Source organism: Nonomuraea sp. NPDC059023 (assembly GCF_042740095.1).
GTDB lineage: Bacteria > Actinomycetota > Actinomycetes > Streptosporangiales > Streptosporangiaceae > Nonomuraea.
In genome coordinates, this window is the sequence record NZ_JBHYIO010000006.1 from 169,790 (window position 1) to 185,255 (window position 15,466).

General features: G+C 71.0%; 13 protein-coding genes. 5 read left to right on the top strand and 8 right to left on the bottom strand.

Going from position 1 to position 15,466, the window contains the following annotated elements:
• Positions 1-3 precede the first annotated feature (3 nt).
• Both ACFWYW_RS12780 and ACFWYW_RS12785 read left to right on the top strand, forming a co-directional pair.
• Positions 4-1,530: an alpha/beta hydrolase gene (locus ACFWYW_RS12780; protein ID WP_379609888.1), complete on the top strand. Its 1,527-nt coding sequence runs from the start codon at positions 4-6 to the stop codon at positions 1,528-1,530.
• Positions 1,531-1,603: 73 nt separating this feature from the next.
• Positions 1,604-2,500: a DNA-3-methyladenine glycosylase family protein gene (locus ACFWYW_RS12785; RefSeq protein WP_379609889.1), complete on the top strand. Its 897-nt coding sequence runs from the start codon at positions 1,604-1,606 to the stop codon at positions 2,498-2,500.
• A gap of 229 nt (positions 2,501-2,729) precedes the next feature.
• Here ACFWYW_RS12785 and ACFWYW_RS12790 read toward each other — a convergent pair whose 3' ends face one another.
• From ACFWYW_RS12790 to ACFWYW_RS12805, 4 genes are all read right to left on the bottom strand, one after another.
• Complete coding sequence (locus tag ACFWYW_RS12790) at positions 2,730-3,821, bottom strand: sugar phosphate nucleotidyltransferase (protein WP_379610116.1); 1,092 nt, start codon at positions 3,819-3,821, stop codon at positions 2,730-2,732.
• Positions 3,822-3,841: 20 nt separating this feature from the next.
• Positions 3,842-4,960 carry a glycosyltransferase family 4 protein gene (locus ACFWYW_RS12795; RefSeq protein ID WP_379609890.1) on the bottom strand — a complete coding sequence of 373 codons (1,119 nt, stop codon included), beginning with the start codon at positions 4,958-4,960 and terminating at the stop codon, positions 3,842-3,844.
• A gap of 93 nt (positions 4,961-5,053) precedes the next feature.
• Positions 5,054-5,950, bottom strand: a complete 897-nt coding sequence (locus ACFWYW_RS12800; protein ID WP_379609891.1) for a lysylphosphatidylglycerol synthase domain-containing protein — start codon at positions 5,948-5,950, stop codon at positions 5,054-5,056.
• Complete coding sequence (locus ACFWYW_RS12805; RefSeq protein ID WP_379609892.1) at positions 5,947-6,762, bottom strand: methyltransferase domain-containing protein; 816 nt, start codon at positions 6,760-6,762, stop codon at positions 5,947-5,949. Before ACFWYW_RS12805 ends, ACFWYW_RS12800 begins: the two co-directional genes overlap by 4 nt.
• Positions 6,763-6,937: 175 nt before the next feature.
• Between ACFWYW_RS12805 and ACFWYW_RS12810 the strand changes: the two genes are divergently transcribed.
• Genes ACFWYW_RS12810 through ACFWYW_RS12820 form a run of 3 tightly spaced genes read left to right on the top strand, consistent with a single transcriptional unit; the run spans position 6,938 to position 10,068 of the window.
• Positions 6,938-8,014, top strand: coding sequence for an SPFH domain-containing protein (locus tag ACFWYW_RS12810; RefSeq protein WP_379609893.1), 1,077 nt, complete (start codon positions 6,938-6,940; stop codon positions 8,012-8,014).
• A 20-nt stretch (positions 8,015-8,034) separates the two neighbouring features.
• A complete protein-coding gene (locus tag ACFWYW_RS12815; protein ID WP_379609894.1) occupies positions 8,035-9,105 on the top strand; it encodes a hypothetical protein in 1,071 nt (356 codons plus the stop codon).
• 9 nt (positions 9,106-9,114) lie between these two features.
• Complete coding sequence (locus ACFWYW_RS12820) at positions 9,115-10,068, top strand: lysylphosphatidylglycerol synthase domain-containing protein (RefSeq protein WP_379609895.1); 954 nt, start codon at positions 9,115-9,117, stop codon at positions 10,066-10,068.
• Here ACFWYW_RS12820 and ACFWYW_RS12825 read toward each other — a convergent pair.
• Genes ACFWYW_RS12825 through ACFWYW_RS12840 form a run of 4 tightly spaced genes read right to left on the bottom strand, consistent with a single transcriptional unit; the run spans position 9,975 to position 15,438 of the window.
• Entirely contained in the window at positions 9,975-11,030 is a 1,056-nt protein-coding gene (locus ACFWYW_RS12825) for a glycosyltransferase family 4 protein (RefSeq protein ID WP_379609896.1), read from the bottom strand. The genes ACFWYW_RS12820 and ACFWYW_RS12825 overlap by 94 nt on opposite strands.
• Complete coding sequence (locus tag ACFWYW_RS12830; RefSeq protein ID WP_379609897.1) at positions 11,031-11,960, bottom strand: glycosyltransferase family 2 protein; 930 nt, start codon at positions 11,958-11,960, stop codon at positions 11,031-11,033.
• Positions 11,961-12,002: 42 nt separating this feature from the next.
• Positions 12,003-12,863: a hypothetical protein gene (locus ACFWYW_RS12835; protein WP_379609898.1), complete on the bottom strand. Its 861-nt coding sequence runs from the start codon at positions 12,861-12,863 to the stop codon at positions 12,003-12,005.
• A 34-nt stretch (positions 12,864-12,897) separates the two neighbouring features.
• Positions 12,898-15,438 (bottom strand): hypothetical protein, encoded by a 2,541-nt coding sequence (locus ACFWYW_RS12840; protein WP_379609899.1) that lies wholly within the window; start codon positions 15,436-15,438, stop codon positions 12,898-12,900.
• Positions 15,439-15,466: the final 28 nt, after the last annotated feature.

A 15,466-nucleotide genomic window follows, 5' to 3' on the forward strand; every position in this document is an offset into this window, starting at 1 on the left:
GTCATGCGAAGATTCGCCGCCCTTTTAACAGGGCTGTTGGTTCCCCTGTCCCTTCTGGCGCCCACGGCCTCGGCCGCGACGCCGGCCAAGCCGTCCATCGCCTGGGCTCCGTGCCCGGAGGATCCGGCCGTGGAGTGCGGGACGCTGGCCGTACCCGTGGATTGGAACAACCCGGCGAGCGGCACCTTCAACGTCGGCGTGGCGCGGCGCAAGGCCACCGACCCGGCCGCCAGGATCGGCGCGTTCGTGCTGGGCGCCGGCGGGCCCGGCGGATCCGGGGTGGAAGAGGTGCTTTTCGCCCCGCAGTACCTCAGCCCCGAGCTCCTGCGCCGCTTCGACGTCGTCGGCCTCGACCCGCGCGGCACCAACCGCAGCAACCCGGTGGTGTGCTCCACCTCGGTGCTGGCCGAGTCGCCCCACCCGCTGATGCGGAACCAGGCCGACTTCGATAAGCGGCTGGCCTACAACGAGCGGCTGCGCGCCGACTGCCGGGCCCGCACCGGCCCGGTCTTCGACCACGTCGACTCGCTCAGCACCGCCAAGGACCTCGACGCCTTCCGCGCCGCGCTCGGCGAGCGTCAGATCACCTACTGGGGCGGTTCCTACGGCACCCTGCTCGGCCAGCTCTACGCCGAGAACTTCCCCCAGCGTGTACGCGCGCTGACGCTCGACAGCACCATGGACCACAGCCTCGGCACCCGCGGCTTCATGGACACCGAGACGTGGGGCGCGCAGGACGCGTTCGACGAGTTCGCCGCCTGGTGCGAGCGTGAGACCTCCTGCCTGCAGCACGGCAAGGACCTGCGGGCGATCTGGAAGGACCTCCTGGCCCGCGCCGACCGCGGCGAGATCCACCCGCCGGGACAACCCGACGTGAAGGTCACCGCCTTCGAGATCATCTCCTTCGCGGTCGGCAACTTCTACGACCCGCGCGGCTGGCCGCGGCTCTCCCAGGGCATCGACGAGTTGCTCAGCACCGGGACGCTGAGGGAAGGCGCCCTGACCCCGGCCGTCGACCGTACACAGGAGGTCCAGCCGAACCCGTTCCAGATCTTCTGCCTGGACTTCCGCCTGCCCGTGCGCGACTACCGCGAGTGGAACTCCCACGTCCGCCGCCAGAGCAAGATCGCGCCCGACATGCGCTACAGCAGCCTGGCGATCTTCCCGGTCGTCTCCTGCCTCGGCCAGCCCGCCCCGATCCCCAACCCGCAGCACGACCTGAAGGTCCGCACCAAGACCCCGCTGCTGGTGGCCAACTCCCTGCACGACCCGGCCACGGTCTACCCGTGGGCGCTCGGCACCGCGCGGCAGCTCGGCCGCTCGGGCCGGCTGCTCACCTACGAAGGCTGGGGCCACATCGTCTACGGCCGCGGCGCCTGCGCGACCGGGACGATCGACGCGTACCTGCTCTCCCAGCGCCTGCCCGCGCCCGGCGCCCGCTGTCCCGCGGTGCCGCCGTCCGAGGTCAGGTCTCTGCGGGAGTTCACGCCGCCGAAGCCCGGCACCCCCGGATGGGGTTTCCCTTCCTGATCCGGTACGGCTGACGCCGTCCCCTTGACCCGCGCGGTCGTCCAGGCCGCGCGGGTACGGGCACACTGGAGACGTGAAAGAGCGAGCGTGGACGCCGGACGAGCCCGTTGACGTGGGCCTCGTCGTGGGCCCGCACCGGCACGGCGGCGGCGACCCCACCTGGCGGCAGGGGCGCGACGGCGCGATCTGGCGCACGTCCCGCACGCCCGCCGGCCCCGGCACCCTGCGCGTCTCCCTCAAATCCGCCACCGTGTACGGCCACGCCTGGGGCCCCGGAGCGGACTGGCTGCTGGAATCGTTGCCCGGGTTGGTAGGGGCTGACGACGACATTTCCGGATTTACCGTGAAACATGCGGTGTTGGAGGACGTTTTCCGCAAACACCGGGGATTGCGGATCGGGCGTACCGGCCGCGTCATGGAAGCCCTCGTGCCCGCCGTCCTGGAGCAGAAGGTCGTCGGCCGCGAGGCGTGGCGGGCCTGGCGCTGGCTACTCAACCGCTACGGCGAACCGGCCCCCGGCCCGGCCCCAGAAGGCATGCGCGTCGTGCCGGAACCCGCCGTCTGGCGCGAGATCCCCGCCTGGGCGTGGCACCGGTCGGGGGCGGAAGCCGTACGCGCGAAAACCATCGCGACGGCGGCCTGGCACGCGACAAAACTCGAATCCGCGAAGACCAGCGCCGAAGCCGACCGCCTCCTGCGCACCCTCCCCGGCATCGGCGTGTGGACCTCCGCCGAAGTCCGCCAGCGCGCCTTCGGCGACCCGGACGCCGTCAGCGTCGGCGACTTCCACCTGGCCAAAATCGTCGGCTACGCACTGACCGGCGAAAAGACGGACGACCCCGGCATGATGCGCCTCCTGGAGCCCTACACCGGCCACCGCCACCGCGCCACCGTCCTGATCGGCCTAACCGGCCTCCGCCCCCCACCCCGAGGCCCCCGCATGCCCATCCGCGACTACCGCACCTTCTAGCCTCACCTCGCCCAGGCTCCTCACGCCAGAACCCGCATCACCACACGCCAAGCCCCCGCACCACCTTCCGGCAGTTCCCTGCCGGGGGGCCACAGCAGCGCCCCTCGGGCATCCCCGGACAGCCCGCGGAACCCCGGAGCGGAGGCCACCCCAAGCTTGGGGCACCCAAGCACACAGACAGCCCGTGCCCGGGGCGCCAACGTGCCCGGGGGCGCGTGTTTGGGTGGGGTTAGACGTCGCTGGAGTAGCGGACGGCGCAGTCCGGGAGCTGGATGTCGGGCCATACCCGGATGCCCGCCTGCAGTTCGTTGCCCGCTCCCACCACCGCCCGGTCGCCGATCAGCGCGTCGCGTACCACCGCGCCGGCGGCGATCCGGGCTCCCGCGCCCACCACCGAGTCGGTCACCGTGGCGCCGGCGCCGACCACGCAGTCGTCCAGCAGGATGCTGCCGGTCACCGTGGCACCCGCCTCGACCCGGGCCCCGGCGCCCACGACGGTGCCGCCCACCGCCTTGGCCTCCGGGGACAGGAGGGCGCCGGGCAACGCCAGGTGCTCGCCGGTCGGGCCGGGTAGCGCGGGTGAGGCGAGCTTGCCGAGTACGAGGTCGCGCGAGCCCTGGACGAGCGCCGCCGGTGTGCCGACGTCCAGCCAGTACGTACGGTCGGCGTAACCGAGCACGAGTTCGCCCGACTCGATGAGCCCGGGGAAGGTCTGCCGTTCGACGGACACGACCTCCCCGGCGGGAATCGAGTCGATCACCGACCGGGTGAAGACGTAGCAGCCCGCGTTGATGCGGTTGGTGACCGGGTTGGGGGTCTTCTCCAGGAAGGCGGTGACCCGGCTGGTGGAGTCGGTGGGCACGCAGCCGAACCGGGTCGGGTCGTCGACCTCGGTGAGATGGAGGGTGACGGCGGCCTGCCGGTCCACGTGAGCGCGTATCTGGTCGCCGATGTCGTGGCCGGACAGGATGTCGCCGTTGAGCACGAGGACGGGCGCGTCGGAGGAGACGGTCAGGGCTTGGGCGGCGTTGCGGATGGCGCCGCCGGTACCGAGGGGCGTCTCCTCGGTCATGTACTCCAGCTTGAGCCCGAAGTCGGCGCCGTCGCCGAAGACCGGCTCGAACATCGACGCCTTGTAGGAGGTGGCGAACACGATGCGACGCACCCCGAACGAGCGGGCGCGCGCGAGCTGGTGCGCCAGGAACGGCACACCGGCGGTCGGCAGCAGCGGCTTGGGCGTGCCCAGTGTCAGCGGGCGCAGGCGCGTGCCCTGGCCCCCGACCAGGAGGATCGCCTCGAGGCCTGGCAAAGAGCTCTCCATCACTCCGCGAGGTTATCCAACTATTCGACCGCCCGTTGATAGGAGCTGAGATGCGCCTCGGCCGAGGCGTCCCAGGTGAACTCGCGGGCCCGCGCCAGCCCGGCCCGGTGGAGCTGCGCCCGTCGTTCGGAGGAGGCCAGGAGCTGGCCGAGCGCCGTGGCGATGCTGTCGGCGTCCGGCTCGCTGTACGCCACCGCGTCCCCGCCCACTTCGGGCAGCGAGGTGCGGTGGGTGGTCAGCACGGGCGTACCGCAGGCCATCGCCTCCAGCACCGGGAGCCCGAAGCCCTCGCCCTTCGACGGGAAGGCCACCACCAGCGCGCCGCCGAGGAACCCGCGCAGGTCGGGGCTGCGCAGGTAGCCGGGGCGGATGACCCTGACCGTGGCCTCGACCTCGCGGCAGGCGGCGTCGACGTCGTCCTCGTGCACGCCGCCGCCGATCACCAGAGCGGGCGGGTCGGGCAGGCTCTTGACGGCCATGGCGAAGCCGCGGATGAGGTTGGGAACGTTCTTACGCGGTTCCAGCGCGCCGAGGAAGGCCACGTAGCGCTGGTCGTGCAGTCCGCACCGCTCGGCCGCGCGCCGGGTCTCCTCTTCGGTCGGCGGGTGGAAGATCTCCTGGTCGACGCCGTGGTAGGCGACGTCGATGCGAGTGGGGTCGGCGGCCAGGACACGGACGAGTTCGTCGCGGGTGGCCTTGGAGGGCACGATGACCCGCCGGGCGTGTCGCACGGCGGTGCGGGTGGCCGAGCGGAAGAAGGACGCTTTGACCGTGCCGTGCTGGTCGGGCTCGGTGAACCAGGTGACGTCGTGGACGGTCACCACCGTCGGCAGACCGGAGCGCAGCGGGATGGAGTAGTAGGGCGCGTGGATCACATCGGCACCGGCCTGCCGGGCGAGCAGGGGTACCCCGGTCTGCTCCCAGGCGAGCCTGGTGGCCCGGTTGGTGATGGCGACGGGTCCGGGCAGGATCCGCGCCGAGGGCGCCAGCCTGGCGTAACGCTCCGCGTCGGAACGCTGGCAGACCACCGCGAGGTCGGCCCCGGCCCGGTGAAGGGCGCCGATGAGGCCGTCTACATATCGGATCAACGCACCGCGGTCAGCGGGGACCGCGGCGGCGTCGACAAGCACACGAGGCATACGAAGATCTTCTCCCCTCAAGATCAACGTGGGACCGGTTGTCCCCCTCTCTTGTTCAGCCTAAGACCAGCGTCCCCAAAAACGTGGTCCAAATCACACACGGTCGCGACGCGCAACGAATCCGGCGATACCCGCGCAGATCAGATCACCGACGATGATGACAATCCGCGACACAAGGGCCACGGCGATCGCCGAGCCCCGATCCATGACCGGTGACAGCACCGCCACCATGGCCACCTCGCGCACCCCCGCCCCCGCTGGCACGACGAACGTCAGGATGCCCAGGCACCACGACAGCGCGAACGCGCCGATCGCGAAGAGCAGCCCGGTCTGCGGCGCGACGAAGTACAGGTGCACCCCGTAGGCGGCCCACCCGGCCAGCGCCCAGCCGAGCGCGGTCAGCATGCCGCGCCGGGTGAGCGGGCGTTCGAGGGGTTCGCGTTTGAGCCTGCGCAGCCCGAACCCGATCACCGCGTTGATGACCTTGGGCTCCAGCAGCACGAGGATCACCGGGAGGACCAGCAGCAGCCAGCCGTAGCGGTCCCAGCCGAGGGTGCCGAGCGTGACGAGCAGGCCGGTGGCCAGCTGGATCGGCATCATCAGGAAGAACGCCGCGGCGCTGCGCGACCGGGGCACACCGAGGTCGCGGCCCATCTCCATCTGTGCGATCACCGGCCAGACCGCGCCGGGAATGTACTTGCCGAGCTGGCCCACGAAGAAGACCTTGGCCGCGGACCTGAAAGGCAGCGGCGAGCCCAGGTCGGCGAGGAGCGTGCGCCACGTGAGCATCGCGCCCAGCAGCGCCGCGACGACCGCGACCAGCGAGGCGGCGACCATGGGCCACGACAGCTTCGCGAACCCGGCGGTCACGGCGTCCCACTGGGAGGCGACCGCCCAGGTGCCGAAGCCCAGGGCGATGGCCAGGAAGCCGAACCTGACCACCTTCTTCACCACGGAGCGGCGTGCCGTGCGCGGCTCCGCCGTACTCAATGCACTCTTTCCGGCGGCTGCGGGAGTGCGGCGCCGCGCGGACGGCGCGGCGTCTTGGTGGCCACCCACAGGTAGGTCGGCACGACCGGGAGGAGCAGCTTGAGCACCTCACGGGGGGTTTTCGCCAGTACGGCCCGCACCACCTTGCCCAGCACACCGGGGAACAGTTCCCCACCGGCGAAGCGGGTCGGCGTGGCCAGCACGGGAAAGGTGTAGTCCCAGACGTGGAAGGCGCGCAGCATGCGCTTGAGCCCGCGCCGGGTGCGGAAGCGCTCGTAGTAGTGGTCGGCGCGGCCGAAGGCGCGCACGTAGCGGTCGGCCAGCGACGGCGGCAGGTAGGACAGGAACGGCAGCTTGTAGTGCGGTTCCATGATGCCGAGCCGGTTGCCGAGGCCGAGGTAGAGGACGCCGTCGTCGGCCAGGACCCGGTGCATCTCGGCGACGACCGCGTCGGGGTCGACCACGTGCTCGTAGATGTGGTTGAAGACCAGCACGTCAACCGAGCGGTCGGGGAACGGCAGCGCCGTGCCGTCACCGCAGACGAACGCCACCCGCTCGCCGAAGCGGTCGGCGGCCTTGCGCAGGCCGGGCACGTCGATGTCGATGCCCAGCGTGTGCTTGGCGCCGGCGTCGGCCAGTTCGTCGGCGATGAATCCGGCCGAACAGCCCACGTCGCCCACGGTGAGCCCCGCCAGCGGCCCGTGGAAGTGCTCCAGCACCGCGATGATCTTCGCGGCCTTGCGGCGGCGCTTGCCCTCGTCGAGCATCGCCGCCTGGAACTCGGAGTATTCGAGCTGCTGTTGCCTGCTCATGGGTCGCTAGCCGTTCCTCCACCGCCGCGCGGGCGCTCGTTCACTCCGCTCCGTGCGCCGGGCTCAGTCCCGGCCATGCTGCCCAAGGGTACCGGGCTCGCGCGTTAACCAGTTGTCAAACGCCCTTTGGTAGCGTGCCCGCCAGTTATTTCCGACCGTTGGGGGAAATGTGGGCGTGTTCGACAAGATCCGGGGCGAGTTCGTCGACATCGTCGAATGGCTCGACGACAGCCGCGACACCATCGTCTGGCGTTTCCCCCGCTACGAGAACGAGATCAAGATGGGCGCGCGCCTGGTCGTGCGCGAGTCGCAGGTCGCGGTCTTCGTCAACGAGGGCCAGATCGCCGACATCTTCCCGCCCGGCACGTACACGCTGGAAACCCAGAACCTGCCGATCCTGTCCACGCTCAAGGGCTGGAAGCACGGCTTCCACTCCCCCTTCAAGGCCGAGGTGTACTTCGTCGGCACCCGCCAGTTCAGCGACTTCAAGTGGGGCACCCAGAACCCCGTCATGATCAGGGACGCCGAGTTCGGCCCCATCCGGCTGCGCGCCTTCGGCGCCTACTCCGCCCGCGTCATCGACGCCAGGAAGCTGCTGACCGAGCTGGCCGGGACCGACCAGCAGTTCAGGACCGAAGAGGTCGAGGGCTACCTCCGCCAGATGATCGTCAGCCGGCTCGCGCCCGCGCTGGCCACGGCCGGGATGCCCGTGCTCGACCTGGCCGCCAAGCAGCACGAGATGGGCCGCCGCCTGGCCGAGGTGCTCAGCGCCGACCTGGCGGGGGTGGGCATCTCGATCCCGAACTTCAGCATCGAGAACATCTCGCTGCCGCCCGAGGTCGAGCAGGCGCTGGACAAGCGCACCCAGATGGGCATCGTCGGCGACCTGGGACGTTACTCCCAGTTCCAGGCGGCCAACGCGGTGGAGGTCGCCGCGGAGAACCCCAACGGCGCCATGGGACTCGGAGTCGGCATGGTGGCGGGCCAGGCCGCCGCCTCGGCCTTCGCACCGCCCGCCGCACCCCCGCCCGCCGCACCACCGGCCGCCACACCGCCGCCCCTGCCGTCCGCGCAGTGGTACGTCGGCGTCGGCGGCGAGCGCAAGGGCCCCTACGACCAGGAAGCGCTCTCCGGCCTCACCCCCGAGACGCTGGTGTGGAAGGCCGGGATGGCGCAGTGGTCGCCCGCCCGCGACGTCCCCGAACTCGCCGGGCTGCTCGCCCAGACGCCCCCGCCGCTGCCGCCCGCCTGAACCGCAGAAAGGCTCCGGATTTGTCCTCCCCCGCACCGACCACCCATCCGTGCTCGGGCTGTGGCGCGAGCGTCGCCTACGCCCCGGGCACCAGCGTCCAGCGCTGCCCGTACTGCGGCTTCGAGCAGCGCATCGCCGCCCCGGACCGGGCCGTGCGCGAGCACGACTACGCCGCCTTCCTGGCCAAGCCGCGGGTGGCGGCGGTAGCCGTACACCAGAGTGCCTGTCCAGGGTGCGGCGCGCGCACGGAGAGCGACGCGCTGTCGAAGAGCTGCCAGTTCTGCGGCGCCGCGCTGGTCGCGGACACGACGGCGGGCGACCAGATCGCGCCCGAGGCCGTGGTCCCGTTCGCGCTGGACAAGAACGGCTCGCGCACGGCCCTGCGCGGCTGGGTGAAGTCCCGCTGGTTCGCCCCGAACCGCCTCAAGAAGGTCAGCGAGGCGGAGTCGATGAAGTCCACGTATGTCCCGCACTGGACCTTCGACTCCGGCACCACCTCCGACTACACCGGCTCGCGCGGCGAGCACTACTACGTCACCCAGACCTACACGGAGAACGGCCAGACCAAGACCCGCCGGGTGCGCAAGACCCGCTGGTGGCCGGCCTCCGGCACGGTCTCGCGCCACTTCGACGACGTGCTCGTGCCCGCGACCCACCGGGTCACCCCCGAGCAACTGGCCGAGCTGGAACCGTGGCCCACCGGCCAGGCCCTCCCCTTCGAGCCCGCCTACATCTCCGGCCACCACACCCTGCGCTACGAGGTCGAGCCGGAACAGGGCATCGAGGCCGCCAAGCAGGAGATGGCCGAGGTCATCGAGCAGGACTGCCGCCGGGACATCGGCGGCGACGAGCAGCGCGTGAGCACGGTCGACACGACGTACACCGATGTCAGGTTCAAGCTCCTGCTGCTGCCGGTGTGGATCGGCTGCTACCTGTTCGGCGGCAAGACCTACCAGGTGCTCATCAACGGCGTCACCGGGGAGGTTCAGGGCCAACGCCCCTACAGCTGGGTCAAAATCACCCTTACCGCGCTGGCGGCCGCCGCGCTCATCGGGCTCGTCGTCTGGCTAATCATCGCCAACCGCGCGTAGATTTGGCGAATGCTCCGCCGCCTGCTGCGTGTCCTGCTCGCCCTGGTCGCGCTCGGATTTCTCGGGTACGGCCTGGCCAAGAACTGGGGTGAGACCACGGCCGCGCTGTCCGGCCTGTCGCCCTGGGCGCTGGCGGGGGCGTTCGCCGCGGTCCTGGCCGGGCAGTTCTGCATGCTGGTGGCCTGGCGGGAGGTGCTGGCCGGGCTGGGCTCGCCGCTGTCGTTGCGGGTGAGCGGGCGGATCATGTTCGTGGGCCAGCTGGGCAAGTACATCCCGGGCTCGGTCTGGGCCTACGCGGCCATGATGGATCTCGGGCGCGACCACGGCAGCCCGCCGCGGCGTACGTTCGCGTGCATCTCGCTCGCGCTGGTGATCAACCTCGGGGTGGCGCTGACGATCGCCGCGGCCACGCTGGCCACGCACGAGGCGCTGCGCAAAGCCTGGTATCTGCTGCTCATCGTCCCGGTCATCGTGGTCTGCCTGCATCCCAAGGTGCTGACCTGGGGGCTCAATCTCGCGTTGCGGCTGGCGCGCAAGGAGCCGCTGGAGAGCGTGCTGCCGGGCCGTACCGTGCTGGTGGCCGTGGCGTGGACGGCGCTCGGCTGGCTGATCTACGGCGTGCACACCATGCTGCTGGCCGGCCGGTGGGACCTCTACGTGCTGGCGACCGGCGCCTACGCCTTCGCCTGGGCGACCGGGCTGCTGACGTTCGTGGTGCCGGCCGGGGTGGGCGTGCGCGAGGGCGCGCTGGTGCTGGTGTTCACTCCGCTGATCGGCACGGGCGCCGCCTTCGCGGTGGCGCTGCTGTCGCGCGTGGCCTTCACGCTGGCCGACGCCGTCGCGGCCGGAGCCGCCTTCCTGCTGGGCCGTCAGGACTCCAGCAAGGCCGCCGCGTACGCCGACCAGAACGGCTCCGGGTCCACCGACTTGACCCCGGAGCGCAACCCGACCGGATCGGCGTAGAGCCGGTCGATCGCCTTCCTGAGCCCTTCGACGTCCTCCGGCTCGACCAGCAGGCCGTCCACGCCGTCGGTGATGTGGTCGGCGAGCGCGCCCACGCGGGTGGCGATCACCGGGACGCCGTGCTCGTGGCCGAGCCACACGTTCTGGCTGGCGGTGGCGTTGCGGTAGGGCAGGACCAGGGCGTCGGCGCGGGCGAAGAGCTCCGGCACGTCGTCGGCGGCCACGTACCCGGGCCGCAGTTCCACCCGGTCGCCGATGCCCAGCTCGGAGATGAGCCGCTCGGTCTCCTCCAACCCGCCCCAGAACTCCCCGGCGACGGTCAGCCCGACCCCGTCCGGCAACGCCCTGAGCAGCAGATCCAGCCCCTTGTACGGCCGGACGATCCCAAAGAAGAGCAGATTGTTGTGGACTTGCCCCGATTTTTCGGCATTTTTCGAGGGAAGGTGGGGTGCCATCGCGGCCACCCGGACCGGCTTGGCCGTGAGCTCTCTTGCCAGCGCGGCCTGCTGATCCGAGTGTGTGAGCACCCTGTCGACCCGCTTGAGCAGCGCCTTCATCAGCGGCCTGTCATACGGCTTGCGCTCGTGCGGCAACACGTTGTGGCACAGCGCCACCGCCGTGGTCTTGCCCGCCATGCCGTACAAAATCCCCAAATAAGCAGGCACCTGCACAGGGCTGAGCACCGCGAAAATCACCAGGTCAGCGCCGCGCAACCGCCGTCCGCACGCCACCCACCCGTCCGGCCGCCGCCAGTCGAGCCTGCGCAGCGTCTTCGGGTACGGCCGGCCCTCAGGAGCCGAGATCGTCTGCTGACCGGGGTAGAGAAAGCCCGGATACTGGGCCTTCCACGACTCGATCACCACGTCGTGCCCCAGCGCGCTCAGCCGGTGCGCCAGCTCGGTGGTGTGCTGCGCCCCGCCGCCCTTGTACGGGTACGTCGGGCCGACGATCGCGATCCGCACCTACTCTCCCCTGCTCCGCACGATCAGGTCGGCCAGCAGCGCGACGGCGCCGATCAGCATGCCCGACAGGAAGATCATCACGGTGTTGGCCGGGAAGTAGAAGGGATGCTGGACCATGTCCCACACGCCCTTGACGAACCCGATGCCGACCAGCCACAACGCCGGCGGCATCAGGACCTTCAGCGGGTTGAAGTACATGATCATCCGCAGGACCTGCAGGATGTAGCGGTAGGCGTCGGAGACGAAGCTGAACTTCGACTTGCCCGCCCGCTTGGCGTAGCCGATCGGCAGGTAGTAGACGTCGTGCTGGTTCGACAGGAACGACAGCGTGATCGTCGTGACACACGAGAACCCGGGCGGCAGCAGCCGCAGGTACGGCCGCGCCACCGACTTGCGGAAGGCCCGCAGACCGGAGTTGAGATCCGGGATCTTCTGCCCGGCGAGCTTCTCGGCGACCTTCCTGATCACCCACTTGGCCGGCACCCGCAGCAGCTTGTGCGAGCCCTCCTCCGACGTGCGCGCGCCCACGACCTGGTCGATCGTCAGGTCCTTCTCCAGAATCTGGACCAGGTCGGGGATGCGCTCGTTCGGGTAGGTCATGTCGGCGTCGGTCCACACGACGATCTCGCCGCGCGCCTCCTGGGTGCCGATCCTGCGTACGGTGCCCGATCCCCCGTTGCGGTGGAACGCCCGGATCCGCATGTTCGGGAATCGCGGGGCGGCCTCCTGCAGCTTCGCCAGCGTCGCGTCCGTCGAGCAGTCGTCGACGGCCACGAGCTCGTAGGTGTAGCCGCTGGAGTCCATCGCCTCGGTGATTCGCTCGACCTCGTCGATGACATGATCCTGCTCGTTGTAGCAAGGCAGGACGATCGTGACGTACGGCGCTTCTTCCACGGCGGGTCCACTCTGGGGGGTCTCAGGCGTGCTCACGTGGGTCGAGGTTACTCTGCCCAACGGAACGCGGCGTCCACATCAGCGATGCCGGGAAACCTGATCCACCCCCGGAAGACCCCGCAGAGCAGGCCGAATCTGCTCGAACACCGACGAGTCCGTCAGCACGAGATGGAAGTACTCGCCCACGGCGGGCGTCCGGTTCTCGTAGGTGACGCGCCGCCAGTTGTCGATCGCGTGCCGGCGCGACTCCAGGTAGACCTTCTTCACGCCCTGCAGCGTGCGCAGCGCCTCGAAGACCGCGTCCCGCTCGTGGTCGGTGATCGCGCCACGCCCCGGGCAGTTGGCCGGACCGCAGAGCTCGACCTTCGCCTGCGCCCTCCCGGCCCAGAAGTCCGTCCGCCAGACCCTGGCCGTGGTGATCCCGGGCAGCTTCTCCAGCTTCGGGCCCAGGTTCACGTTCGGGACCTTGACATCCGCCCGGAAGGAAGCCGGGATGGCGCCCTTCCGCACGCGCAGGCCGTCCTCGCGGGCGTTGCGGTAGGCCTCGTCCTCGGAGACGTACCGCACGCCGGACAGCCCGGACAGCCGCTTCAGCAGCCGCTCGATCTTCCGCTTCTGCTCGTCACCAGGTCCGCGGCCGTCGCACTTCTTCTGGAGGCTGGCCTTGGAGCACAGGTAGACCGTCAGGCGGCCCGTCGTCGGCCAGGCGGCCTTGGGGGTCGGGAGCGGCGAGACCGCGACCGCGACCACCCCGTCCGCGCCGCTCCCGGGCTCGACGCTCACGTCGCCGGCGCCCGGCTCGGCGTCCCTGTTCTCCTGAGCCTCGTTCAGCGAGGTCTCGCCCAGCGTGCTGTCCGCCGGGGTGTCGGCCGCGGCCGAGCCCATTCCACTGGTCGCCAGCGCCGTCGTTAACGCCGCGACCACCCACGTACGCCTCATGGCGACACATAATCGCGATCACCCATGATCTAGGTCAAATGGGGTTTTTTGGGTGGGACATCCAGACGTTGATCCGCAGGCTCCAGGTGCCGTTGGGCGGTTCGGTCAGCGACCGTTCGTCCTGGCGGGTGGCCAGGGCCATGACCTGCTCGAACGGGCCGTAGAAACGCACCTGGTCCGCGCTCGCCGCGAGGATCACGGGGGTACGGCCGGCCCGTTCGACCCCGGCGATCAGGCGGTCGACGTCTTCTCTCCTGGCCGTGTCCGAGCTCCCCTCCCGGCGCACGTCGGCGGCCGGGACGCCGCACATGCCCCGCACCACCTGGGTGAAGCGGTCGGCCGTCACCCGCTCGATGATCAGGACGGAGGCGTCGCGCGGGATCGCCCGGCACATCGCCTCCACGGCCGCGCGCTCGCCCCGCTCGATCGGGGTGAACGCGGTGCCGATGGACGTGATGACCGGCGGGACCAGGATGAGCACCGTCCCGACGCCGGCCGTCCAGGCCTGGACCCGCGAGCCGTACCCGAGCCTGCGGGTCTTGTCGCGGACCCAGTCGAGCCCCCACACCGCCAGCACGATCAGCCCCGGTATCACCACCGGGACCAGGCGGCGCGCGGCCCACGGCTGGTCCGGCGTGATCTCGGGACGCAGCAGCGTGGTGACGGTGGTCCAGCCGATGACGGCCAGCGGCAGCAGCCACTCGAACGCGGCGGCGTCGCGCAGCAGCCTGCGCACCAGGACGGCGGCCGCCACCGTGGCCAGCACCACGACCGGGACGCCCACGTACCAGATCACCCAGTAGAGCGACTCGTCGAAGTACAGCCGGGTTCCGTCGACCGGCAGGCCATTGGCCTTCTGCGTCTCCTCGATGAACCGGGCCGTCCGCACGTCGTCCCTGCTCACCGGCTCCCGATGCACCGTCTGCACCCAAGGCCGCACCGCGAAGCCGACCATCACCAGGGCCACCAGCGCCGCGCCGATCTCCGGCAGCCGCCGGGGCAGCCGGATCCTGGCCAGGCGGGGGGCGGCGGCCGTACCCACGAGCGTCAGAACCAGGACGACACCGCAGATCAGCAGCAGCGGCACCACCGAACGCGACAGATAGGCCAGGTACGGCCGCGCGAACGTGTAGGCCGCCAGAAACCCCAGCCCGACTCCCACCGTTAGCCCACCGAGCAGCGGCAGCCCCAGCACGCCGACCGGCCGCCGGAACCGGCTCATGGCGACCAGCAGACCCGCGAACGCCAGCACGGGCAGCACGTCCCGCAACCCGTCGATCCGCACCAGAGTGGCCAGCCCGAACACCAGCCCCGCCAGCCCGGCAACCCACCGAACCCCGCTCCCGGGCCCGCCTACGCCACCCCCAACCCCCGCACCCGCGCTCGTGCCCCCCGCCGCGCCACCACCGCCCGCACCACCAGCCACCGCGTTTCCGCTGCCGCCCGCGCCCCCACCACCCACGCTCGTTCCGCCCGCCGAGCCACCATCGCCCGCCGAGCCACCGCCGCCCGCGCTCTCCCTGCTGCCCACGCCTCCGCTGTCGGCCGAGCTCTCATCGCCCGCCGAACTTCCAGCTCCGATGCCGGCGGCGTCAGCGCGTTCCCCACCCGCCGTTGCCCTTGTGGTGACGGTCCCGGCGCTCTCCGATCCGGCCCTGGACCCCGGAGCGGCTTCTTCACCGGTGGGGGCCGCCGGGTCGTGCTGTCGGGGCGGGAGGACGTGTGTCGCCGTGGTGCGCCCTGCTGTGCCGCTCGCCCCGACGGCGCGCGACCGCCCAACCCCGCGCGACCGGCCGGCCCCGTGGGACCGGGCGAGCATGGGGGTCCAGATGCGGGTCAGGGCGTCGTGGGCCAGGGAGAGGCCGCCGAACAGGAGGATCAGTGACGGGATCTCGCTGAACGTGGTCCGCGAGGTGTAGAGGATCGGCAGGCTCACCGCGAACGCCAGCGCCGCCACCGGCGCCCACCGTCCGCCCGCCAGCCGGGCCGCCACCCCGCCGACCGTGAGCACCGCCAGCGCCCCCAGCACCGGAGGCCCGAGCAGCATCCCGCCGAGCCAGTCGGCCGCCGAGAAGAGCATGGGCGGGCCCGGCATGAACTGCGGCACCACCGCCCCGCCGAAGTCGAAGAAGCCGACGCTGTCGAAGACGAGCGCCGGGTCGGGGCCGCCGAAGGCCTGCTCCTGGTACGGGATGGGCAGTGAGCCGTGCTCGGCGATCCAGGCGGTGTACTGCGCGTAGGTGGCCGGGTCGCGGCGGACGATGAGCTGTTCGCTGTGGAAGATCGCGTTGAAGACCCCGGAGCCCACCGCGATCACCAGCACCCCGGCCGTCTGCCGCCCGGTGGCCTCCACCGCCTCGGGCAGGCGCCGCAGCCCCACCCAGCACAGCAGCGCGATGACCGGCAGCGCCAGCACCACCGTGAACACCGGCCGGAACGCCCCCGCCATCAGCAGCGGCAGCCCGGCCAGCAGCCAGCCCGCCACCGCCAGGGCAGGCAGCAGCGAGGCCGTGGCGAGCACCCGGCCCGCCGACGGCCTCCGCGTCTCGTCGGGCCGCAGCCAGGAGGGTGCCATCGCTGATCGCGAGGGTATCCAACGAGGC

What these genes read in the sequence shown, in the direction of transcription:
- ACFWYW_RS12780 (WP_379609888.1), top strand. Translation starts at nt 4, where the DNA reads ATGCGAAGATTCGCCGCCCTTTTAACAGGGCTGTTGGTTCCCCTGTCC.
- ACFWYW_RS12790 (WP_379610116.1), bottom strand. Translation starts at nt 3,821, where the DNA reads ATGGAGAGCTCTTTGCCAGGCCTCGAGGCGATCCTCCTGGTCGGGGGC.
- ACFWYW_RS12795 (WP_379609890.1), bottom strand. Translation starts at nt 4,960, where the DNA reads ATGCCTCGTGTGCTTGTCGACGCCGCCGCGGTCCCCGCTGACCGCGGT.
- ACFWYW_RS12805 (WP_379609892.1), bottom strand. Translation starts at nt 6,762, where the DNA reads ATGAGCAGGCAACAGCAGCTCGAATACTCCGAGTTCCAGGCGGCGATG.
- ACFWYW_RS12820 (WP_379609895.1), top strand. Translation starts at nt 9,115, where the DNA reads ATGCTCCGCCGCCTGCTGCGTGTCCTGCTCGCCCTGGTCGCGCTCGGA.
- ACFWYW_RS12835 (WP_379609898.1), bottom strand. Translation starts at nt 12,863, where the DNA reads ATGAGGCGTACGTGGGTGGTCGCGGCGTTAACGACGGCGCTGGCGACC.
- ACFWYW_RS12840 (WP_379609899.1), bottom strand. Translation starts at nt 15,438, where the DNA reads ATGGCACCCTCCTGGCTGCGGCCCGACGAGACGCGGAGGCCGTCGGCG.